Genomic DNA, 23,028 nt, shown 5'->3' with positions numbered 1-23,028 from the left:
CCACATCTCTGCGGGCTTCGTTCCAATGTATTACCTATGCTTCAATCGCACCATCTCCAAGGCTATCTGCCAGGTGAGGCGGCGTCTCAGGCGCCCATGCTATCTGCGTGGTGCCCCCGACGTGTAAATCGACTAATGTCTTCGGGACTACAACCCCGGCTTCTGCGTCACCTGCGCCATCGAACTTACACTACTCTGGGCGCGGCGCATCTGCCGGGCGTGGGACTGTTTGCATGCAAACCTCAACCACGAGCGTAGTGTACCACACTTTTTGTGCGGCGCACAAATTTTATTTCGGCACCGCTTCGGTGGTCATCGGCTGCGGCGCGTGCTGCGGCCGTTCGCGGCCCACGCGCTCGAATTCGGAAATCACCTGCGCGCCGAACAGCAGCAGCGTGGCGCCGATCTCCAGGCTGAACATGACGATGATGGCGGTGGTCATCGAACCGTACACCACGTTGACCTGCGACAGCGTGGAGAAGTACCACACCAGGATGCGCCGGGCGATTTCCCACAGTAGCGCCGCCGTCACGCCGCCGATCAGCGCATGCGACAAGGACAGCCGCCCGACCGGCATCACCAGGTAAATCGACGACAGCACCAGCACCTCGCCCGCCAGCCCCAGCAGATACAGCAGCACGCCCGACACGCCGTTCAGCGACCAGCTGTAGCCGAACAGCTGCACGCTTTCCTGCCCCAGCACCTGCAGGCTGCCCGCCACCAGCGTCACCAGCAGCATGCCGGCGCCCAGCGACAGGATGTAGCAGTAGGGCATCAGCGCTGAAATCATGAAATGCCGCCGGCGTATCGCCACCCGGTGCTTGAAAATCACGCACATGGCGTTTTCCAGCACCGTGAACGCGAGCGAGCTGAAGAACAGCATGCTGACCACCAGCACGCCCCCCACCAGGTCGCGGTGTTCGAGGAAATGCGCGACCTCGGCCACGATGGGCTTGGACTGCCCGGGCACCAGCCAGTTCAGATAGCGGCCGACGGTGGCCAGCAGTTCATCGGGCGGAATCACGTGCGACAAGGCCACCACCACCAGCATCAGCAGCGGTACGATCGACAGCAGCGAGTAATACGCCACCGCGCCCGCCAGCAGCAGGCCTTGGTTGGCGCGGAAGCCTTTCAGGCACTGCACCGTGAAATCCATGGGATGACCGGCCACATAGGCCAGTGCCCTGCGGTTGAGTAGGTTCATGCTCTCATTCTATGCCCGGCTCAGCGAGCGGTATGTGCGTCCACGTCCAGATAACGCCAGTTGGTGAACTCCACCGGGTGACGGCGGTAATTTTTCAGCCACGGCTGTTGCAGGTCGGCGGAAATGGGATGCGTCAGCAGCACCCACGGCGTGTAGGCGTGGATAAGTTGCGCAAGTTCATCATACAGCGCGGTGCGCTGCGGCGAATCTCCCATCAAGCGGGCTTGTTCGTAGCGCTGATTGTAGGCAGGCAGGTTGAAGCGGGCGTAGTTGGCGCGGCCGGCGTTGGCGCCATAGAGCAGCTGGTAAAAGTTGTCGCCATCGGGAAAATCGGCGACCCAGTTGGTTTCAAACATCATCACCGAGCCGAGCCGGGAGGCCTTGATGATTTCGGTTTTCTTGTCGCTCTTGAAGGTGACGTTGAGGCCGATGGCGTTCAGGTTCTTGCGCCACAGCTCGTCACGCAGGCGGCCGACGGTGGACGATTCGCTGTGCATCACCAGCATCAGCGGCTTGCCGTCCGGCTGGCTGCGGTAGCCGTCCTTGCCCTTGCGATAGCCGTAGCGGTCCAGCAGCGCGTTGGCCAGCGCCGGATCGTAGGCGACCGGGCTGCGGTAGCGGGCGTCGTAGCCCAGCACATTGGGCGGCAGCGGCGTGACGGCGGGGATGGCCAGGCCCTTCTTCATGGTCGCCACGTCCTCGGCGCTGTTGTAGCCGAGCGCAATGGCGCGGCGCAGCGCGACCTTGTCCTTGCCGTAGCCGCCGATCAGCGGATCATCCATGTTCATCCACATGTAATAGGTTTGCAGCACCGGGAACGGCGCCAGGACGATGCCTTTGGCGGCCAGTTCAGGCTTCAGTCTGGCGTCCGGCGTGAGGACCATTTCCTTCATCGATTCCGGCAGCTGTTCCAGGAAATCGAATTCGCCGTTCAGGAAGCCCAGCACGCGCGACTGGTATTCCTCGACGATCTTGATGTCGATGCGGTCCAGTATCGGCAAGCGCTTGCCGTCGAATTCCGTCGGCCGGAAATCGCGGTTGGCCAGCAGGATGATCTGGTCGCTGTGCTTCCACGTCCCGATCCTGAACGGGCCGGTGCCGACCGGATGGTTGCCGGCCTGCGCACCATAGGCTTCCATCACCTCGCGCGCCACCACGCCGGTAGCCGGCATCGCCAGGTAGTAGAGGAAGTTGGGATCGGCGGCCTTCAGGCGGATGCGCAGGGTGAACTTGTCCAGCGCGCGGATCTCGGCCACGCCGTCGAACAGGTACAGCCAGGGCGACTTCAGCGCCGGATCGTAAAGACGCTTGAAGCTGTAGACATAGTCTTCCGCCGTCACCTGCCGGTGCACGCCGTTGAAGGCGGCGTCCGGCGTGAAATAGATGTCCTGGCGCAGGTGGAAGGTATAGCTCAGGCCGCCGTCTTCCACGCTTGGCATGGCGGTCAGCGTGTTGGGGATCAGCTTGACCGGGCGGGCCAGGTAGTCGTAGCGCAGCAGCGGATCGAACAGGTTTTCCAGCAGGCTGAGGCTGGCGACGTCGGAAGCGACGGCGGGATCGAGCGCGGTTTCGCCGGTGCTGAGGAAGGCGTGCAACACTTTCGGCGCGGCCGCCGAGGCCGCGGTGACGGCCAGCGCCAGCACTGCCGCTGCACAAATTTTCAGCATCCGCCCCATGGCACCTCGCACTGTAAAGCGGCAGCTTATAACTTTTTGAGCTTGCTTACCCGCTATACTTTGCAAATCGCCCACTGCACACAAGAAAAATGTCGCTCAATTACATCTGGTCTGGCTTCTTCCTGGTGGGATTTCTGGCCGCACTGGCGCAGTTCCTTTTCCTGGGCGATACGGAAATCTTCAAGCGCATCATCGACGGCACCTTCGATTCCGCCCGCACCGGCGTGATGGACATCGCCCTGCCGCTGGCCGGCGTGATGACGCTGTGGCTGGGCATCATGAACATCGGCGAGAAAGCCGGCGCCATCGACCTGCTGGCCAAACTGATCGCGCCGTTCTTCTCGCGCATCTTCCCCGGCGTGCCGTCCAACCACCCGGCCACCGGCCACATGGTGATGAATTTCTCGGCCAACCTGCTGGGCCTGGACAACGCCGCCACGCCGTTCGGCCTGAAGGCCATGGAAAGCCTGCAAACGCTCAATCCCAACAAGGACGAGCCGACCGATGCGCAGATCATGTTCCTGGTGCTGCACACCTCCGGCCTGACCCTGATTCCGCTGGCGATCATGGCGCAGCGCTCGATCCTCGGCGCCGCCGATCCGTCCGACATCTTCATTCCCTGCATGGTGGCGACCTACGTGGCGACCATGACCGGCATCATCGCCGTCTCCATCCGCCAGCGCATCAACCTGTTCAACCGCGTGGTGGTGGGCTGGCTGGGGGGCATCACCGCCTTCATCGTGGCGCTGGTCTGGTACTTCACCAACTATCTGACCAAGCCGGAGATCGAAACGTTCTCCAAGGTGTTCAGCAACTTCGTGCTGATGGCGGTGATCGGCGGCTTCATCATCGGCGCGCTGCGCAAGAAGGTGAATGTCTACGAGGCGTTTATCGAAGGCGCCAAGGGCGGCATCCAGACCTCGCTGACCGTGATTCCTTACCTCGTGGGCATGCTGGTGGCGATCAGCGTGATCCGCAACGCCGGCCTGCTGGGCTTTGTGGTGCAGGGCTTCGGCTGGCTGTTCAGCCATCTCGGCATCGACACCGATTTCGTTGCGGCCCTGCCAACCGCGCTGATGAAACCGCTGAGCGGCAGCGCGGCCAAGGCCATGATGATCGACACCATGCAAACCCATGGTGTCGATTCCTTTGTCGGCCGCCTGGCCTGCGTGTTCCAGGGTTCGGCCGATACCACTTTCTACATCGTCGCGCTGTATTTCGGCTCGGTCGGCATCCGCAAGACGCGCTACGCGATCTCCTGCGGCCTGATCGCCGATTTCGCCGGCGTGCTTGCCGCGATTGCGATTTCCTATGTCTTCTTCCATTAAAGTCTTGCGCCGTGTTGTGGCCGCCGCGCTGATCGTGGCCGGCGCCGCGCAGGCGGCCGATCTGCCGGAGCCGGTGGCGCGGCTGATGCAGTCGTCAAATATTCCGCTGTCGGCGGCCGGCGTGCTGGTGCTGCGTGGCGATACCGTGCTGGTGTCGCACAATCCACAGCAAAGCATGCAGCCGGCATCGACCATGAAGCTGTTCACCACGCTGACGGCGCTGGAACAGCTGGGCCCCACCTTCCGCGGCCGCACCGAATTGCGCAGCAGCGGGGACGTGGTCAACGGCGTGCTGCAAGGCGACCTGATCGTACGCGGCGGCGCCGATGCCGACCTCAACGAAGATGCGCTGGCGCACATGCTGCAAGCGCTGCGCAACCAGGGCATCCGCAAGATCAAGGGCGACATCGTCATCGACCGGCTGCTGTTCACGCCGTCGCGGCCGGATGCGGGCCAGCCGCCGTTCGATGAATATCCATGGGCCTACTACAACGTCATCCCGAATGCCGCGCTGGCCAACACCAACCTGCTGAAAGTGGAAATGCGCTCCACCGCCAGCAAGGTGGCGCTGGTGATGCAGCCGGAGCTGGACAAGGTCACCATCCGCTCGGAACTGAAATTGACCGACGCCGCCTGCGCCACCTGGGAAAACGGCTGGCGCTCGCCGGACTACGCGCGCAAGGGCGACCGCATCGAAGTGGTCCTGCACGGCACCTTCCCGAAAGACTGCGTCAAGTCGACCAGCATCAACGTGCTGGACAGCCAGGACTACCTGGCGCGCCTGCTGCTGGCCGAGTGGAACAAGCTGGGCGGCGCCGTCAGCGGCGAAGTACGCGAAGCCACCGAGCCGACGCCCACTGCATCCCGCCTGCTGGCCGACCACGTCTCCCGCTCGTTGCCCGAAGTCCTGCGCGACACCAACAAGCAATCCGACAACACGTTGGCGCGCACTGTCTTCCTCAGCCTCGGCAGCCTGGAAGCCGACCCGATGCTGGGCAGCCGTCCGCTGGCGCCGGACGCCAACCAGGCCAGCACCGCGATGCGCGCCGAAACCGCCATCCGCGCCTGGCTACAACAGCACAACATCGACGGCAACGGCCTGATCCTCGACAACGGCTCCGGCCTGTCGCGCACCGAACGCGCCACGGCGGCGCAACTGGCCGGCGTGCTGCAAGCCGGCCAGAAAAGCCTGTGGATGCCGGAATTCCTCTCCAGCCTGCCGATCGCCGCCACCGACGGCACCATGCGCCGCCGCCTGAAGGAAAGCCCGGCCGCCCAGCGCGCGCGGATAAAAACTGGTAGCCTGACAGGCGTTATCGCCATCGCCGGCTACGTGCCCGACGCCAACAATCAGCCCTGCATCGTGGTCGCCATCCTCAACGACGAACACGTCGCCAACGGCGCCGGCCGCGCCGTCCTGGATGAACTGATCGACTGGGTCGCGCGTTCCGGCAACCGCTGAGGCTCTTTACGTGGAGGCATGATGCCGCTCACCGTTATCGAGATATTGGGACGCTCTCAGGAAGGCCGCACCGAGCCTTACATCTGCCGATGTGATGACGGTGAAATTTATTTCGTCAAAGGCAAGGCCGCTACTCGCCGCGGCCTGATTGCAGAATGGCTATGTGCCGAGCTGGGGAGCCAGCTCGGGCTCCCCATTGCACCTTATGCCATCGCGACCGTGCCCGACGAGCTGATAGAAGCAGATTTATCAGGCGCTTATCAAGACTTGGGAAGAGGCCATGCCTTTGCTTCTTCCCGAATTGGCACTACTGAACTTAACCGCACGCATCTCTCATATATCCCGCTTAGTCTGCGCCGTGACGTACTGCTGTTTGACTGGTGGATAAACAATGCCGACCGCAATATGACCGAGGTCGGAGGCAATCCCAATCTTTTATGGAAGCCTACTGAGGTCGGCAAACTGGTAATAATCGACCACAATCTGGCATTCGATCCAGACTTTGACCCGGCAGAATTCTTCCGCATGCATGTTTTTTCCAGCGAGGCTGAAGCTCTATTTGCAGATCTTCAGCTGCGTGATGCCTACCATTTACGCCTGACGGCAGCACTGAAATACTGGCCGGGCATTTGTGATACGCTTCCCGAGGAATGGGACTTCATCGATGCGGAACAAACCATACCGGCGCACTTCCCCTTTAAAGCCGTCAAAACGTTGCTGGATCGGGTTTCAACTGATGTCTTTTGGCAAATTCCATCATGACTGCCGCTTGTCACTACGCCATCGTTCGATTCACACCGTTTATCGAAACCGGAGAATTCGCCAACGTCGGCGTAGTCATTTTTTCTCCGGACGCGCGCTATTTTGGCTTCAAGCTTTTGAGCAGCGATTTCACTCGTGTGACTGATTTTTTCCGTACTTTGGACGCCAAAGTCGTGAAAAGCACAATGAGCAGCTTACGCGATGAATTGGAACGACTTTCAAACTTGATGAGCCAGCCCGGCACTCCCAACCGCTCAGGCATTTGGACCGAGCTGATCAAACCTCGCGAAACAATGCTACGCTTTAGCGATTCCCGTCTGGTGCTGGCCCAGGATTGCCAGTCCAAACTCATTGAACTTTACGATTACTACGTCGATCATGAAAAAGCGCGCATTAGGTAAGCAAGGATTAACCGTCTCGGCCCAGGGCCTGGGCTGCATGGGCATGAGCAATGTGTATGGCGCAGCGGACGAGGGCGAGTCGATCGCCACGCTGCACCGGGCCATTGAGTTGGGCATCAACTTCTTCGACACGGCGGAAGTCTATGGGCCGTACCACAATGAGGAATTGCTGGGCCGCGCCTTCAAGGGCCGCCGCAGCGAAGTGATTCTGGCCACCAAGTTCGGCTTCGACATCCGCGAAGGCGTGCGCAATGCCGTCACCAGCGACCCGGCGCACATCCGCGTCGCGGTCGAAGGTTCGCTGCGCCGCCTCGGCACCGATTACATCGACCTGCTGTACCAGCACCGCATCGATCCCAAGGTGCCGATTGAAGAGGTGGTCGGCGTCATGGGCGAACTGGTGAAAGAGGGCAAGGTACGCTACCTCGGCCTGTCAGAAGCCGGCGTGGCCAACATCCGCCGTGCGCACGCGGTACACCCGATCAGCGCGCTGCAAAGCGAATACTCGCTGTGGGAGCGCAACCTGGAAGACGACATCATCCCCGTGCTGCGCGAGCTGGGCATCGGCCTGGTGCCATTCAGCCCGCTGGGACGCGGCTTCCTGGCCGGCACCGCCAGGCGCGCGGAAGAATATCCACCGACCGACTTCCGCAACCAGGACCCGCGCATGCAAGGCGCCAACTTCGACGCCAACATGCAGGCCGCGCAGGTGGTGCGCGATGTCGCCGCCGCACGCGGTCTGGCCGCCGGTCAGGTGGCGCTGGCCTGGGTGATGCAGCAGGGCGACGATATCGTGCCGATTCCCGGCACCCGCCGCCGCGCCAACCTGGAACAGAACGCCGCAGCGGCCGACGTCGTGCTCAGCGCCAGCGAAATCGCCACGCTGGAAAGCGCGCTGAAACAGGTGTCCGGCCCGCGCTACAGCGCCGAGCGCATGGCCAACGTCGACCGCTGAAACGGCTGAAAATCAGCGCTTGACCTGTTTGCGACAGTTGTCGCATAATGGTGGCAACAGTCGCACATGGAGCTTGCCTTGTCTATCTTCGCCACCCTTGCCGGTTTTGAGCCGCTAGCCCTGCGCTTTGCGCTGGCCAGCGGCGGCTGCGTGGCCGCCGGCCTGGGCGTGTGGACGGTGACAGCGCTGTGCCGGCACTGGCTGCCTGGCGTCGCCGCGCAGCGTTCGGTGTGGCTGCTGGGACAATGCACGGTGGTGCTGGCCTTCCTGCTGATCCTGCTGCCGCAGAGCGAACGCCTGCGCATGCTGCCGCCGATCGACATCGAAAGCTTCTCCACGCCAGCCGCCGCTCCGCGCACTGGCAACGACGTCGCAACGCCGGCCGCCGTCACGCCAGCGCCTGCGGTCGCCACCACGCCGCAAACCTATCTTGCCTGGGCCGCGCAAGGCTGGCTGCTGCTGTACGCGTTGGGACTGGCCTACACGCTGCTCCAGCTGCTGCACACGCGCCGCGCACTGCATGCGCTGGCCGTCGCCGGCAACAAGAGCGGCGTCGCCCCGGTCGACACCATCGAAGTCGACGCGCCGATTTCTCCCATGTTGTTTGGCCTGTTCCGCCCACGCCTGCTGCTGCCGCTGCACCTGCGCGCTTTCGATGCCGACCAGCGCCAGATGATCCTCGAACACGAACTGACGCACTGGCGCCGCAACGACCTGCAATGGGCCAGCGCCGGCATCGTGCTGCAAACGCTGCTCTGGTTTAATCCCTTCATGCGGCTGCTGCGCACCCAGCTCTCGTGGGCGCAGGAACTGGGCTGCGACCGCGAAGTGCTGCAAGGCCGTCCGCAAGCGCAGCGCAAGGCCTACGCCGCGGCGCTGGTGGCGCAACTGAAGCTGCAGCAGGCGCCGATATCCACCGCGCTCGCCTTCGGCAACGTCACACCGGCCACGCTGGCCGACCGCATCGCGCTGATCCGCAATCCGGACAAGGCGCCGCAGGGACCATGGGTGCGCATCGCCACGCTGGCCGGCCTGGCCGCCGTGCTGGCGACCAGCTTGGCGCTGCAACCGTCGCTGGCGTCGCAAAGCCCCACGCTGCTGTCCTGCACCACCCTGATGGACGCCGCCACCGGCCAGCGCCTGCGCCACGACGGCCAGTGCGATGCGCGCGCCACGCCGGCATCCACCTTCAACATCGTCGTCAGCCTGATGGGCTATGACAGCGGCCACCTGATCGACGAACACACGCCGCTGCTGCCCTACAAGCCGTCCTACACCAGCTGGAACAGCGAGTGGCGCGTCGACACCGATCCCACCAGCTGGATCAAATACTCCAACGTCTGGTACGCGCAGCAGGTCACCACCAAACTGGGTGAAGCGCGCTTCCAGCGTTACATCGACAGCTTCGGCTACGGCAACCGCGACGTCTCCGGCGACGCCGGCAAGCACAATGGCCTGATGCAGTCGTGGATCGCCTCCTCGCTGGCGATTTCGCCGGACGAGCAGGTCGACTTCCTGTGCAAGATCGTCAACCGCCAGTTGCCGGTATCGGCCCACGCCTACGAGATGACGGCCCGCATCCTGAATCCGCAAGCGCTGGACAACGGCTGGACCATTTCCGGCAAAACCGGCACCGCCTCTCCGGTGCTGGCCGACGGCCGCGACGACAACACCCGCCAGTACGGCTGGTACGTCGGCTGGGCCACCAAGGGCACGCGCACCATCGTGTTCGCCCGCATGGTGCTGGACCACCGACAGGAAGCCTACGCCGGCCTGCGCACCAGGCAAGCCTTCCTGCGCGACGTCGCCACGCAACTCGACACGCTTTAACCACCACCCACCCAAGGAGACATCTTGTCTACACTGAGCCGCATGGCCTATGCCATCGCAGCATGCTGCTGCACATCCGTCGCCGGCGCCGCCGACCTGCAAACGGTAGTCGATCAGGCCATCAAGCCGATCATGAAGGAGTACGACGTGCCGGGCATCGCCGTCGCCGTCACGGTCAACGGCAAGCCTGCGTTCTTCAGCTATGGCCTCGCTTCGAAGGAAACCGGCACGCCGGTGAGCGAGACGACGCTGTTCGAACTGGGCTCGGTCAGCAAGACCTTTACCGCCACCGTGGCTTCGTATGCGCTGGTGCAGGGCAAGCTGTCGCTGGACGATCATCCAAGCCGCTACGTGCCGAAGCTGAAAGGCACGGCGCTCGACAAGGCCACGGTGCTCAACTTCGGCACCTACACCGCCGGCGGCCTGCCGCTGCAATTCCCGGACAGCGTGACCGACGACGAAGCCGGCATGCTGGCCTACTACGGCAAGTTCAAGCCGAAGGCGGCGCCGGGCAAGATCCGCGAGTATTCCAATCCAAGCCTGGGCATGTTCGGCTACCTGGCCGGCCTGGCGCTGAAGAGCAATCCGGAAGATGTGCTGGAAAAGGATATCCTGCCCAAGCTGGGCATGAACGGCACCTACATCCGCATGCCGCAAAACGCGGTCGGCAACTACGCCTGGGGCTACAACCAGGAGAACAAGGCGGTGCGCATGGGCCCCGAGCTGTTCTCGGCGCAGACCTACGGCGTACGTTCCAGCGTGTCGGACATGATCCGCTACGTGCAGGCGAATATCGATCCTGGACATCTGGATGCGACGCTGCGCCGTGCCATCGAAGGCACGCATGTGGGCTACTATCAGATCGGCGGCATGGTGCAGGGACTGGGCTGGGAGCAGTATCCATATCCGGTGTCGCCGGAAATGCTACAGGCCGGCAATTCCAACAAGATGAGCCGCGAAGCCAATCCGGTGAAACTGCTGACGCCACCTAAGCCGGCCTCGGACAACACCTGGTACAACAAGACCGGCGCCACCGGCGGCTTTGGCGCTTACGTGGCGTTTGTGCCGGAGAAGAAAATCGGCATCGTCATCCTGGCGAACAAAAACTATCCGATCCCGGCGCGCGTCAAGGCGGCGCAGGAGATCATGGCGCAGCTGGAGAAGAACTAAAGCACGCGCATGTAGTGGCGGCGCACGTGCAGACGGTCGCCGCAATCGAAGTGCCACCATTCGGTGTTGATGCCATGCCAGCCGTTGTGCAGCATGGCGTCGCGCAGCCAGCGGCGGTTGTCCAGGTGCTGCGCGCTCAGTTCGCCGGCGGCCAGCATGTCGGCTTCCAGCGCGGGATGCGAGCGTTCGCTCATGTCGTCGAAGCCGGTGCCCATGTCGAGTTCACGGCCTTGCGCATCCAGCAGCGTGAGATCGAGCGCCATGCCGAAGGAGTGGATCGAGCCGCGCGCCGGCTCGGCGATGTAGGCCAGCAGATCGGTGCCTTGCAGTGTGGTCCACAGCTGCTCCTGCACGCGTTGCGGACGCAGGGCGTCCAGCACCAGCAGCGTGTATTCCGGCTTGTGCGCGGCCAGCCAGGCGACCGATTGTTCCAGCGCGGCGGCAGCATGCTTGTGCAGCCAGTGGCAATCCAGCGGAGAGTACAGATCGCGGCCGACGAAATTGTCGGCCGTGGCGTAGCGCAGGTCGACCGCGATGCCTGCGATGCTGTCCAGCCGGCGGAAATCAGGATGGCCGTGGATCGCTTCGCAGGGGACGGTCGGCGCGTTCATGGCGGTCGGTGTGCTGCTACTCGGCGGGAGCGGCCGGCGCTGGTGTCGCCGGCGCAGCCGGCAAGGCCGGAATCGGCGTGGTCAGCACATCCAGCAGCGCGGCGGTTTCCGCATCCGGCGTGCCGTCATACAGCGCCGGGCGGTACTTGGTCTGGAACACCGAGATCACATTGCGCGTAGCCTGATCCAGCTCGCCATTCTGCGGCACGGCGTAACCATGGTCCGCCAGCTTGCGCTGGAACCACGTCACCTCCGGCAGCTGTTCCTGGAAGCCCGGCAGGCGCGCAGCCACGCGGCTCGGTTCCGGCCACGGAATCAGGCCGGCATCGGCCAGCTGCTTCCACGGGAACAGCGGCCCCGGATCCTGCTTGCGCTGCGGCGCGATCTCGTTGTGGCCGAGGATATTTCCCGGCGCGATATTGTGGCGCTTGACGATATCCTTCAACAGCAAAATCAGCTGATCGATCTGCGCCTGCTTGAACGGCGCATACACGCGGCCCTCCGGCGTCTCCTTGAAGCCCGGATTGACGATCTCGATGCCGATCGACGCGGAGTTGAGCTGGTTGTAGATCTTCCAGCTGCTGTAGCCCGCGTGGTTCGACTGGCGCGACTCGTCCACCAGCGTGTAGAAGAACGGCGGCTCCGTATCGGTCAGCAGATAATGCGCGCTGACGTCGGTGGTGGTCAGCGTCTTGACGGAACGCGGCGTGTCGCTCACCGTGTAGTGAACGATGATGTACTTGATGCGATCGCTCTGTCCGCGCGCGGTCTGCGAATGGTCGAAGCGCGGCGCGGCCGGCGGTGGCGCCGTGGCGCAACCAGCCACCAAGGCAGTCAGGGCAAGCAGCGGAACAATCTTCATGGGTAGCCTCGGCAATCGATTCAATGATGGGAGTGTAGAGCAATCCGCGCCGCCGCGTGGTGCGCCAGCGTGTGGCGCGGCGTCAGCGACAGCTCGGCCGGCAGCGCCGCGCGCATGCTCTGCGCGATCAGCGGATGCAGATGCGCCGCACGTCCGCCCAGCGCAATCGGCCGCGCACCGTAGCGGCCCACCAGCGCCAGCGCGATGCGCGCCAGTTCGCGGCCCGCCTGTTCGAGTATGGCGCGCGCCACCGGATCGGCATCGGCACTGGCGGCGACAGCCAGCGCCAGACTGCCGATGGCGCCGCGATCCTGGCCGTAGATGAACTGGCGCGACAAGGCCCAGTCGCTGCCGCCGATCTGCGCAAACACCGCGCGCGCCATGGCCGATTGCTGCCACACGCCAGGATGCTCGTCCTCCAGGCGCCAGATGTGACGCATGGCTTCGCGCGCGATCCAGAAACCGCCGCCGCCATCATCCAGCGTGACGCCACGGCCGCCGGCGCGGTGGAACTGGCCGTCGGTGTCGATCCACGCGGCGATGGAGCCGGTGCCGGCGTAGACCAGATAGCCTTCGCCCGGCGCGTAGCTGTCCAGGTAGGCAATCTCCACGTCGTTGCGCATGCTGATGGCCGATGGCGCCAGCTTCAGCACCTCCGCCAGCAGCTGCGTGGCTTGCGTGCCGACGCCGTCAAAACCAGTCAGGCCGGCGCAGACGCGTACCGGCTGCCCGGCCGCCAGCACCTGCGTGGCCAGCATGGCGAAGATGCCGCGCACCGCATCGCGGCCGGCGGTACTGCCCATCTGCGTGGCCGACATGCCGCCGACGCTGCCCTCGGCCACAATGGCGCCCGCCGCATCGGCCAGCGCCCAGCGGGTTTGCGTGCCACCTGCATCGATGCCCAGACCGAGATCGCTCATCATCAGCTCCGTAGGTTCACGTTATAGACGTTAATACGTTCGCTTTCATTGCCCAGCCGGTCGACCGCGCTGACCACCACGGCCTGCGCCGCGCCGCCCGCCGCATCGTCGGCCAGCAGCAGCACCGGACGCGATGCCGGCGCCACCGCGAAGCGCCACTCGGCGCCGTAGCGCGACCAGATCGCATAATGCGCCACCGGCTTGCCGGCGCTGGCGGACAGCTTGAGCGCCACGCCATTGCCCTCGCGCCGCGTGGCCGCCTGCGGCGCGGCCGGCGCATCGGCGCCCAGCCACGGCGTCGGCGGCGTCAACGCGGCGGTTTGATACGACTGCGTTTTCAGCTGATCGGTGATGCCCTTGCGGTTTTCCATCAGCGCCGCGATCGAGAAGTGCAGGTGGCCGCGCACGCCGCTGCGGCTGCGCGTGACGCCGATCTGCTTGACGATTTCCTCCGGCGCGAAGGCCTTGATGCTGTTGTCGATGCGGCTGGTGTACAGGCCGGGCCAGACGTGGCGGCCGCGCGTGTTCTGCGCCAGCCAGTAATCGAGCAGCACATCGAAGGCCTGCGGCGCCTGCGCCACCGGCCAATACAGCTGCGGCGCCAGGTAATCGAGCCAGCCGTTGGCCAGCCACAGTTCCGCATCCGCATACAGCTTGTCGTACTGGCTGAAACCGATGATGCCGGCCGGCCGGCGATCCGGGCGGCCGATGCCGAACGGGCTGATACCGAAACGCACCCACGACTTCTCCTTGCGGATGCCGAGGTACATCGCCTCGATCAGCGAGTTGACGTTCTGGCGGCGCCAGTGCGCGCGGTCCAGCGTGCCGCCGGCCAGCAGATAGCGCTGCCACGACAGCTGGTCCGGGAACTCCAGTTCCTGCTTGGCGCCGACGCCGCCGTCCAGCGCCACGCCTTCCGGCCCGGCCGCATTCGGCGTATCGATCGGATATGGATAGAAGTAGTCGTCGATATGCACGCCGTCGATATCGTAGCGGCGCACCACGTCCAGCACCACATCCAGCGTGTGCTGCGAGGCGGCGGCTTCGCCCGGATCCATCCACAGATAGCGGCCGTAAGGCTTGACCACCTCCGGCTTCGTGCGGCCGATATGGTTGGCGGCCAGCGGCGACTTGGCCGTCGCATGGCGCGCGCGGTAGGGATTGAACCACGCATGCAGTTCCAGTCCGCGCGCGTGCGCCTGCTCGATCCAGAACTGCAGCGGATCCCACGGCTGCGCCGGTGCGCGGCCCTGCTGGCCGGTGAGGAATTCCGACCACGGTTCCAGCTCGGACGGATAAATCGCATCGGCGCTCGGGCGCACCTGCAGCACGATGGCGTTCAAATTCATGGCCCGCGCGCGATCGAGGATGGCGAGGGCTTCGGTTTGCTGCTTGGCCGTCGTCAGGTTGCTGCGGCTGGGCCAGTCGATATTGGCCACGGTGGACACCCAGGCGGCGCGGAATTCGCGCGGCGCCGGCGGCGGCATGTTGGGATCGGACGGCGCGGCAGCCGCGACCGGACCGCCAGGCGTCGGCCGTGGCGATGGTTCCGGCGGACGCGCGGACGCCGTGCCGGCGTCGGGCGCCGGCGCGGACGGCGTACTGGAACATCCCTCAAGCAGCGCCGCCACGCCAGCCGCCACACCGACCGACAAGGTCAGCCGCTTCTTCGCATTAAAAACCAAAACCACTCTCCGCATCAGTTGAGAACGTATTGTAATGGCTATTCACGACCGAATTCAGCAGGAATGCGCACCCGGACGGCCATCACAAAGGCCGGCAAGGTCGAAATACAGGCCCAGATGAAGAAATGTTGATAACCAAGCTGCTGCTGTATCCAGCCGCTGACCATGCCCGGCAACATCATGCCGAGGGCCATGAAGCCGGTGCACATGGCGTAATGCGCGGTCTTATGCTCGCCGTCGGCCACCAGCACCATGTACAGCATGAAGGCGGCAAAGCCGAAACCGTAGCCGAATTGCTCCACCGCCAGGCACAGCGACACCAGCATCAGATTGTCCGGCAACGCCGTGGCCAGGTAGACAAACACCAGGTCCGGCACGTGCATGATGCACACCATCGGCAGCAGCGCGCGCTTGAGGCCGAAGCGCGACACCGCCACGCCGCCGGCCAGCCCGCCCAGCACCAGCGCGCACACGCCGATGGTGCCGTAGACCAGGCCGAAATCCGAAGTGCTGAGGCCGAGACCGCCCTTGGCGCGCGGATCGAGCAGGAAGGGCGCCGCCATCTTCAGCAATTGCGCCTCGCCGAGGCGGTACAGCAGCAGGAAGCCGAGCGTGGTGACGATCTCCGGCTTCTGGAAAAAGCTGCGGAAAGTGTGGACAAAGTCCTGCCACAGCGCGCCGGTGACGTGGCGCCGGTCCGCCTCCGGGCGCGGCAGCATGAGCTGGTGATAGGCGCACAGCGCCAGGAACAGCGCCGCCATCAGCGCAAACACCGCCGACCAGGCGTGGACCGGATCGCCGGTAGACTTCATCAGCTCGCCGGCCAGATACACCAGCCCGCCTTGCCCACTGATCATCGCCAGCTTGTAGAACGCGCTGCGCACGCCGACGAAGGCCGCCTGCTGACGCTGGGTCGGCAAGCCCAGCATGTAAAAGCCATCGGAAGCGATATCGTGCGTGGCGGAAGAAAACGCCATCAGCCAAAAGATGACGAGGGTCCAGCGGAAGAAATCCGGCGCATGCAAGGTCAGCGCCACCGCCGCCAGGCCGGCGCCGCCGACCAGCTGCATCAACACCGTCCAGCGCCGCTTGGTGCCGAACAGCTCCACGATGGGCGACCACAACGGCTTCACCACCCACGGCAGATACAGCCAGGCCGTATAAAACGCCAGATCAGCGTTCGAAATGCCGAGATTCTTGTACATCACCGTCGACAGCATCATCACCGCGACATACGGCACCCCCTGTCCAAACGACACACTCGGCACCCAGGTCCACGCACTACGTTGTTGCTTCATAAAACCTTTCACTCCGGGGTCAGTTCTGCCATTGGTACATGAGCTCGTGTGCGATTGGCAGAACTGACCCCGGATTTATTTCAGGGCGGCGCGGAGGTTGCCGGTGTGGTGGTCGAGCAGGGCTTGGGCGTCGGCGGCGGTCTGGCTTTTTTTCAGCATGATGATGGCGACTTTGACCTGGTATTGGCATTGCTCCAGCGCCTGGCGCGCGGCTTCGGCGTCGGCGCCGGTGGCGTGCACGGTCAGGCGGACGGCGCGTTCGATCAGCTTGGCGTTGGTCGCTTGCAGGTCCACCATCAGGTTACCGTAGACTTTGTTCAGCCGCACCATCAGCGCGCTGCTCAGCGTGTTCAGCGCGATTTTTTGCGCCGTGCCCGCTTTCAGGCGCGTGCTGCCGGAGATGACTTCCGCGCCGGTGTCCAGGCAGATGCCGATGTCGGCGCCCACCATCAGCGGCGTACCGGGATTGTTGGCGATGCCGATCGTCAGCGCGCCCACCGTGCGCGCCGCCTGCAGCGCACCCAGCACATACGGCGTAGTGCCCGAGGCGGCCAACAGCAGGATCACATCGTTGAAATTGGGATAGAGCAGCCGCAGATCGGCGGCGCCCTTGTTGCGGTCGTCCTCCGCGCCTTCCACCGCCTGGAACATCGCCCCCAGACCGCCGGCCAGCAAGGACATCGCCCGCTCCGGCGGCCAGGAAAAGGTTGGCGGCAGTTCGACGCTGTCCAATATGCCCAGCCGCCCGGAGGTGCCGGCGCCCACGTACACCAGCCGGCCACCCGCCGCGATGCGCGACGCCATCGCCGTCACGGCCGCGCTGATGCTGGAAGAGGCCGCCTTAACGGCCTGCGCCGCCAGCGCCTGGTCGTCCACCAGCACATCGACCAGCTCCTCCACCGAGTAAAGGTCCAGTTGGCTGTGCTGAGTACTCGGGCGTTCAGTCTTGAGCATGGGCAGACTCAGTTGGCGCGACGCATCTCCGCCACGAAATCATAATGGTCGCTATGGCAATACGAATGGGTCAGCTCCATCGCCTCGCCCGAATCCAGGTAGGCGATCCGGGTAATGTACAGCACCGCCTGCCCCTCGGGCACGCCCAGCTGCGCCGCCAGGTCGGCCGACGCATTCATCGCGCGGATGTGCTGCAAGGCCCGCGCCGGCGCCTTGTTGATGCTGTCCAGATACTGGTACAGCGAGTTGCCCACCGCGTTAGGGTCGTTCAGCACCGTCTGCGGCAGCACCGACACCTCGTACGCCATCACCACGTCGTCGGCCAGGCGCAGACGCTCCAGCCGCGCCACCTTGGAATACGGCGACAGGCCCAGGCTCAGTTGTTCTTCCGGCGTTGGTGTAACAATCGCTCGCTTGAGCCAGCGCGATCCCGGAATGTGGCCGCGCTGCTGCAATTGCTCCGAAAAACTGGTGAGGTTGGACAGCGGCTGCTCGATGCGCGGCGCAATATAATTGCCCGATCCGCGGCGGCGCACCACCAATCCCTGGTCCACCAGCTGGTCGATCGCCTTGCGCGCAGTAACCCGCGAAACGTTTAACAGTTCCGACAAGGTCCGTTCCGACGGCAGCGCCTGATCCACCTGATAGCGGCCATTGAGCACATCGTCGCTCAATTTACGGGCAATTTGCATGTACAACGGCGAACTGTCGTTGGCATCCGCCTTGAATTCAAAACTGGTCTGGCTCATTCAATTCTCCTCACTCCGCTAGTGTAATAGCGATGCGGTAAACGGTGTACGCCTTCCAAGGTATGAAGCAACAATATTTCTACAAGTAGCGTAACTCCGGACCCGGCGGAATGCGCCTATTTGGCGGATAATGCGGGGTTTGCACCACCAGCCCAGACTGTTTCCGCCCATGTCCAAGAAGTCCACCGCGCCCGCCGGCTGCCCCTGTGGCGGCCCTTCGCTTGCCACTTGCTGCGGCCCCTACATAGCCGGCGCGGCCATCGCGCCAACCGCCGAAGCACTGATGCGCTCGCGCTATACCGCCTACGGCCAGCGCAACGAGCCTTACCTGCTGGCCACCTGGCACGCCAGCACCCGTCCGACCGAAGCGATCATGAGCGACGAGGAAAAAGTACAGTGGCTGGGACTTGAGGTAAAATCTGCTTTACGTTTACGTCAACGTAAAGCAGACGCACCTGATCTTACCCAGGACACGGTGGAATTCGTCGCCCGGTTCAAGATCAATGGCCGGGCGCAGCGTCTGCACGAAGTGAGCAATTTCGTCCGCGAGCCGGCCGAAGGCGGCCTGCGCTGGTTTTACGTTGACGGTAGTTTTCCAGAATAAATCATTACGACGTGTGCGAGACCACACGCAAAGGAAAAACCATGCCGCAAATCGAAAGCAAGCTCAACCCTCGTAGCGAGGATTTCAAGGCCAACGCCGCCGCCATGCAGGCCGTCGTCGACGATTTGCGCGACAAGGTCGCGAAGATCGCCCTCGGCGGCGGCGAAGCGGCCTCGGCCAAGCACGTGGCGCGCGGCAAGCTGCTGCCGCGCGACCGCGTGCAGATGCTGCTCGATCCCGGCACGCCTTTCCTCGAACTGTCGCAGATGGCGGCCTACGCCATGTATGACGACGCCGCGCCATCGGCCGGCATCATCACCGGCATCGGCCGCGTGGCCGGCCAGGAATGCGTCATCGTCTGTAATGACGCTACCGTCAAAGGCGGCACCTACTATCCGATGACGGTCAAGAAGCACCTGCGCGCGCAGGAAATCGCCGACCAGAACAAGCTGCCGTGCATCTACCTGGTGGACTCGGGCGGCGCCAACCTGCCGAACCAGGACGACGTGTTCCCGGACCGCGACCACTTCGGCCGTATCTTCTATAACCAGGCCAACCTGTCGGCCAAGGGCATTCCGCAGATCGCGGTGGTGATGGGCTCCTGCACCGCCGGCGGCGCCTACGTGCCGGCGATGAGCGACGAATCCATCATCGTCAAGGAACAGGGCACCATCTTCCTCGGCGGTCCGCCGCTGGTGAAGGCGGCCACCGGCGAGGTGGTGACGGCGGAAGACCTGGGCGGCGGCGATGTGCATACGCGCCTGTCCGGCGTGGCCGACCACCTGGCGCAGAACGACCTGCACGCGCTGTCGCTGGCGCGCACCATCGTCTCGAATCTGAACCGCACCAAGCCGCAGCAGGGCGCCTTGCGCGCAGCCGTGGAGCCGACCTATGCGGCGTCGGAGCTGTACGGCGTGATCCCGGTCGATACCCGCAAGCCGTTCGATGTACGCGAAGTCATCGCCCGCATCGTCGACGGCAGCGAGTTCGATGAATTCAAGGCGCGCTACGGCACCACGCTGGTGTGCGGCTTCGCCCACATCTTCGGCATGAAGGTCGGCATCATCGCCAACAACGGCATCCTGTTCTCCGAATCGGCGCTGAAAGGCGCGCACTTCATCGAGCTGTGCGCACAGCGCAAGATCCCGCTGGTGTTCCTGCAAAATATCACCGGCTTCATGGTCGGCCGCAAGTACGAAAACGAAGGCATCGCCCGCAACGGCGCCAAGATGGTGACGGCGGTGGCGACGGCCGCGGTACCGAAGTTCACCGTCATCATCGGCGGCAGCTTCGGCGCTGGCAATTACGGCATGTGCGGCCGCGCCTTCTCGCCGCGCTTCATGTGGATGTGGCCGAATGCGCGCATCTCGGTGATGGGCGGCGACCAGGCGGCGTCGGTGCTGGCGACAGTGAAGCGCGACGGCATCGAAGGCAAGGGCGGTTCGTGGTCGGCGGAAGAGGAAGCCGCGTTCAAGCAGCCGATCAAGGAACAGTATGAACATCAGGGCCACCCTTACTACGCCACCGCGCGGCTGTGGGACGACGGCGTGATCGATCCAGCCGACACGCGCACGGTGCTGGGCCTCGGCCTGTCCGCCGCGCTCAACGCGGAAATTGAAGACACCAAGTTCGGTGTCTTCCGGATGTAGCCATGATGATGTTGCCCGAACAGGTCGTGGCCGTACCCGCCGATATCGGCGGTGCGCAGATCACGCTGCAAACCACCATCTACAAGCCGCCGGGCGCCGGCCCCTTCCCCGTACTGTTCATGAACCACGGCAAAGACGGCGGCGACGCCCATCTGCAGAAGCGTGCCACCTTCCCGGTCATCAGCCAGGAATTCGTCAAGCGCGGTTACGCGGTGGTGATCCCGATGCGCATGGGCTTCGCCGGTTCGGGCGGCACCTACGTCAACTCGCATTGCGAGGCCAAGGACAACGGCGAGCAGCAGGCCAACTCGCTGTTCTTCGCCATGCAGTATGTGATGAAGCAGCCGTGGGCGGATCAGGAACACGTGATCCTCGCCGGCCAGTCGCACGGCGGCCTGACGGCGATTGCCGCCGGCAGCCATCCGATCCACGGCGTGCGCGGCATCATCAACTTCGCCGGCGGCGTGAACAGCCGCTCGCATTGCGACTGGCAGGGCGCGCTGGTGTCGGCCTTCAGGCAGTGGGGCGCGACCAGCACCATACCGAGCATCTGGTTCTACGGCGCCAACGACAAGCACTTCGGTCCGCAGCTGGCGTCCGACATGTACAAGGCCTACACCGGCGCCGGCGGCAAGGCGCAGCTGGTGGCCTACGGCCCGTTCAAGAAGGACGCGCATGGCATGAGCGCCAGCCCGGACGGCGTCGCCATCTGGTGGCCGGACACGGAACGCTTCCTGAAATCCGTCGGCATGCCGACCGAAATCACCTCCAAGGATTGATCATGGCTTTTGAAACCCTGAGCATTAGCCGTGAAGGCTACGTCGCCACCGTCACGCTGAACCGCCCGGACGTGCGCAACGCCTTCAACGAGACCACCATCACTGAAATTAAGCAGGCCTTCAGTGAACTCGGCGAAGATGACGCGCTGCGCGCGATTGTGCTGGCGGCGAACGGCCCGGCCTTCTGCGCCGGCGCCGATTTGAACTGGATGAAGAAAATGGCAGGCTACACGCACGCCGAGAACCAGGCCGACGCGCTGCAACTGGCGGAAATGCTACGCACGATTTACCTGTGCCCCAAGCCGGTGGTGGCCAAGGTGCAGGGCGACTGCTACGCCGGCGGCATGGGCCTCGTCGCCGCGTGCGACATCATCGTCGCGGTGGAAGAAGCGAATTTCTGCCTGAGCGAAGTGAAGCTGGGTTTGATCCCGGCCACCATTTCGCCGTATGTGATCAAGGCGATGGGCGAGAACGCCTCGCGCCGCTACTTCCTGACCGCCGAGCGTTTTGGCGCGCGGGAAGCGCTGCGCATCGGCTTCGCCCACGAAGTAGTGAGTACGGAGACGCTCGACGCCAAGGTGACGGAGATCGTCAAGGCGTTGGTCAATAACAGTCCGAACGCCGTGCGCCAGGCCAAACTGCTGGTGCGCGACGTGGTCGGGCAACCCGTCAACGATGCGCTGCTGGCCGATACGGCCGAGCGCATCGCGCAAATCCGCGCCTCCGACCAGGGGCGCGAAGGCGTGGCGTCGTTTCTGGAGAAGCGCAAGTCCGCCTGGTTGAATTAATGGAGCAGTTTTGGAATTGAATACACAAAGCGACTGGGTAGCACGCAGCTTGCGCAGCGTATGGCATCCGTGCACCCAGATGCAGCACCACGAAACCGTCCCTTTGATCCCGGTAAGCCGGGGCAAGGGCGCGTGGCTGTACGACCATGAAGGCCGCCGCTACCTGGACGCGATCAGCTCCTGGTGGGTGAACCTGTTCGGCCACGCCAATCCGCGCATCAACGCCGCGCTGAAAGACCAGCTGGATACGCTGGAACACGCCATGCTGGCCGGCTTCACGCACGAACCGGTGATCGAACTGTCCGAGAAGTTGTCGGCGCTGACCGGCCATGTGCTGGGCCACAGCTTCTACGCCAGCGATGGAGCTTCCGCCGTTGAAATCGCGCTCAAGATGAGCTTCCACTCGTGGCGCAACAACGGCCGCGCGGACAAGCAGGAATTCGTCTGCCTCAAGGGCAGCTACCACGGCGAGACCATCGGCGCGCTGGCTGTCACCGACGTCGCACTGTTCAAGGACGCCTACGGCCCGCTGCTGCGCGCCTCGCAGACCGTGATGTCGCCGGATGCGCGTCAGGCCGCCGACGGCGAGACGGCGCAGGATGTCGCGCGCCGCGCCGCCGCCGATGTCGAGCGCCTGTTCACCGAACGCGCCGACAAGATCGCTGCCATCATCATCGAGCCGCTGGTGCAATGCGCCACCGGCATGGCGATGCACGATCCGCTGTACCTGCAACTGGTGCGCGCGCTGTGCGACAAGCACAACGTCCACCTGATCCTCGACGAAATCGCCGTTGGCTGCGGCCGCACCGGCACCTTCTTCGCCTGCGAACAGGCCGCCGTGTGGCCGGACTTCCTGTGCCTGTCGAAAGGCATCAGCGGCGGCTACCTGCCGCTGTCGCTGGTGATGACGCGCGACGAGATCTACCAGGCCTTCTACAGCAACGACGTCACGCGCGGCTTCCTGCACTCGCACTCGTACACCGGCAATCCGCTGGCCTGCCGCGCCGCACTGGCGACGCTGCAGATCTTCGCAGAAGACGATGTACTGAACGCCAACAAGATCAAGGCCGCGCGCCTGACCGCCGCGCTGCAACCGCTGGCGCAGCACGAGCAGGTGCGCAACTTCCGCCAGCGCGGCATGATCTGGGCGTTCGACGCCATCGACGCGCCGAAGGACTTCTCGCGCCGCTTCTTCGCCACCGCGACCGAGCACGAACTGCTGATGCGTCCCATCGGCTCCACCGTCTACATGATGCCGCCATATATCCTCAGCGATGAGGAAATCGACGGCCTGGCCGCCAACACGCTGGCGGTGTTCAACAAAGTGCTGGCGGGCTGACG

Annotated in this window: 21 protein-coding genes and 1 pseudogene; 13 read left to right on the top strand and 9 right to left on the bottom strand. The window is 64.0% G+C overall.

Annotated features, from left to right (window positions below; all coding sequences use genetic code 11):
* Positions 1–289: 289 nt before the first annotated feature.
* Complete coding sequence (locus tag GJ698_RS09735; RefSeq protein WP_154357424.1) at positions 290–1,204, bottom strand: YihY/virulence factor BrkB family protein; 915 nt, start codon at positions 1,202–1,204, stop codon at positions 290–292.
* Between the two features lie 20 nt (positions 1,205–1,224).
* Positions 1,225–2,871 carry an ABC transporter substrate-binding protein gene (locus GJ698_RS09730; RefSeq protein ID WP_154357423.1) on the bottom strand — a complete coding sequence of 549 codons (1,647 nt, stop codon included), beginning with the start codon at positions 2,869–2,871 and terminating at the stop codon, positions 1,225–1,227.
* Between the two features lie 98 nt (positions 2,872–2,969).
* Here GJ698_RS09730 and GJ698_RS09725 point away from each other — a divergent pair, with 98 nt between their 5' ends.
* The 8 genes and pseudogenes from GJ698_RS09725 (at position 2,970) to ampC (ending at position 10,788) form a co-directional block, all read left to right on the top strand.
* The gene (locus GJ698_RS09725; protein ID WP_154357422.1) at positions 2,970–4,208 is read left to right on the top strand and encodes a spore maturation protein; all 1,239 of its coding nucleotides are present in this window, start codon (positions 2,970–2,972) and stop codon (positions 4,206–4,208) included.
* Complete coding sequence (dacB, locus tag GJ698_RS09720) at positions 4,192–5,670, top strand: D-alanyl-D-alanine carboxypeptidase/D-alanyl-D-alanine endopeptidase (protein ID WP_154357421.1); 1,479 nt, start codon at positions 4,192–4,194, stop codon at positions 5,668–5,670. Before GJ698_RS09725 ends, dacB begins: the two co-directional genes overlap by 17 nt.
* An 18-nt stretch (positions 5,671–5,688) precedes the next feature.
* On the top strand, positions 5,689–6,432 hold the full coding sequence (locus GJ698_RS09715; RefSeq protein WP_154357420.1) for a HipA family kinase: 744 nt from the start codon (positions 5,689–5,691) through the stop codon (positions 6,430–6,432).
* Complete coding sequence (locus GJ698_RS09710) at positions 6,429–6,833, top strand: DUF3037 domain-containing protein (protein WP_166454842.1); 405 nt, start codon at positions 6,429–6,431, stop codon at positions 6,831–6,833. The genes GJ698_RS09715 and GJ698_RS09710 overlap by 4 nt, the downstream gene beginning before the upstream one ends.
* Entirely contained in the window at positions 6,811–7,788 is a 978-nt protein-coding gene (locus tag GJ698_RS09705; RefSeq protein WP_154357418.1) for an aldo/keto reductase, read from the top strand. Before GJ698_RS09710 ends, GJ698_RS09705 begins: the two co-directional genes overlap by 23 nt.
* Positions 7,789–7,854: 66 nt before the next feature.
* Positions 7,855–8,751: pseudogene (locus GJ698_RS31400) on the top strand (M56 family metallopeptidase); the annotation flags it as partial.
* A 69-nt stretch (positions 8,752–8,820) separates the two neighbouring features.
* Positions 8,821–9,618, top strand: coding sequence for a class D beta-lactamase (gene blaOXA / locus GJ698_RS31395; protein WP_371865235.1), 798 nt, complete (start codon positions 8,821–8,823; stop codon positions 9,616–9,618).
* Positions 9,619–9,660: 42 nt separating this feature from the next.
* Positions 9,661–10,788, top strand: a complete 1,128-nt coding sequence (ampC, locus tag GJ698_RS09695; RefSeq protein WP_154357604.1) for a class C beta-lactamase — start codon at positions 9,661–9,663, stop codon at positions 10,786–10,788.
* Here ampC and GJ698_RS09690 read toward each other — a convergent pair.
* From GJ698_RS09690 to GJ698_RS09660, 7 genes are all read right to left on the bottom strand, one after another.
* On the bottom strand, positions 10,785–11,399 hold the full coding sequence (locus GJ698_RS09690) for a M15 family metallopeptidase (protein ID WP_154357416.1): 615 nt from the start codon (positions 11,397–11,399) through the stop codon (positions 10,785–10,787). The two genes, ampC and GJ698_RS09690, sit on opposite strands and share 4 nt — an antisense overlap.
* A gap of 16 nt (positions 11,400–11,415) precedes the next feature.
* Positions 11,416–12,261, bottom strand: a complete 846-nt coding sequence (locus GJ698_RS09685; protein WP_154357415.1) for an N-acetylmuramoyl-L-alanine amidase — start codon at positions 12,259–12,261, stop codon at positions 11,416–11,418.
* Between the two features lie 20 nt (positions 12,262–12,281).
* On the bottom strand, positions 12,282–13,181 hold the full coding sequence (locus GJ698_RS09680; RefSeq protein ID WP_154357603.1) for an N-acetylglucosamine kinase: 900 nt from the start codon (positions 13,179–13,181) through the stop codon (positions 12,282–12,284).
* A 2-nt stretch (positions 13,182–13,183) separates the two neighbouring features.
* Complete coding sequence (locus tag GJ698_RS09675; protein ID WP_371865220.1) at positions 13,184–14,872, bottom strand: glycoside hydrolase family 10-like protein; 1,689 nt, start codon at positions 14,870–14,872, stop codon at positions 13,184–13,186.
* A 32-nt stretch (positions 14,873–14,904) separates the two neighbouring features.
* On the bottom strand, positions 14,905–16,164 hold the full coding sequence (locus GJ698_RS09670) for an MFS transporter (RefSeq protein WP_154357413.1): 1,260 nt from the start codon (positions 16,162–16,164) through the stop codon (positions 14,905–14,907).
* 75 nt (positions 16,165–16,239) lie between these two features.
* On the bottom strand, positions 16,240–17,118 hold the full coding sequence (murQ, locus tag GJ698_RS09665) for an N-acetylmuramic acid 6-phosphate etherase (protein WP_154357412.1): 879 nt from the start codon (positions 17,116–17,118) through the stop codon (positions 16,240–16,242).
* Positions 17,119–17,126: 8 nt separating this feature from the next.
* Entirely contained in the window at positions 17,127–17,867 is a 741-nt protein-coding gene (locus GJ698_RS09660; protein ID WP_154357411.1) for a GntR family transcriptional regulator, read from the bottom strand.
* Between the two features lie 169 nt (positions 17,868–18,036).
* Here GJ698_RS09660 and GJ698_RS09655 point away from each other — a divergent pair, with 169 nt between their 5' ends.
* The 5 genes from GJ698_RS09655 to bioA are packed head-to-tail and all read left to right on the top strand — an operon-like array spanning position 18,037 to position 23,026.
* A complete protein-coding gene (locus GJ698_RS09655) occupies positions 18,037–18,471 on the top strand; it encodes a YchJ family protein (RefSeq protein ID WP_154357410.1) in 435 nt (144 codons plus the stop codon).
* 41 nt (positions 18,472–18,512) lie between these two features.
* Positions 18,513–20,120: a carboxyl transferase domain-containing protein gene (locus tag GJ698_RS09650; protein WP_154357409.1), complete on the top strand. Its 1,608-nt coding sequence runs from the start codon at positions 18,513–18,515 to the stop codon at positions 20,118–20,120.
* Between the two features lie 2 nt (positions 20,121–20,122).
* Complete coding sequence (locus tag GJ698_RS09645) at positions 20,123–20,899, top strand: dienelactone hydrolase family protein (RefSeq protein WP_154357408.1); 777 nt, start codon at positions 20,123–20,125, stop codon at positions 20,897–20,899.
* A 2-nt stretch (positions 20,900–20,901) separates the two neighbouring features.
* On the top strand, positions 20,902–21,687 hold the full coding sequence (locus GJ698_RS09640) for an enoyl-CoA hydratase/isomerase family protein (RefSeq protein WP_154357407.1): 786 nt from the start codon (positions 20,902–20,904) through the stop codon (positions 21,685–21,687).
* A 10-nt stretch (positions 21,688–21,697) separates the two neighbouring features.
* On the top strand, positions 21,698–23,026 hold the full coding sequence (gene bioA, locus GJ698_RS09635) for an adenosylmethionine--8-amino-7-oxononanoate transaminase (protein WP_208023800.1): 1,329 nt from the start codon (positions 21,698–21,700) through the stop codon (positions 23,024–23,026).
* The last annotated feature ends 2 nt before the right edge of the window (positions 23,027–23,028 follow it).

Origin of the sequence: Duganella aquatilis (genome assembly GCF_009674565.1) — a bacterium.
GTDB classification, from domain to species: Bacteria; Pseudomonadota; Gammaproteobacteria; order Burkholderiales; family Burkholderiaceae_D; genus Rugamonas; species Rugamonas aquatilis.
This window is presented reverse-complemented; position numbering and strand designations above follow the sequence as displayed.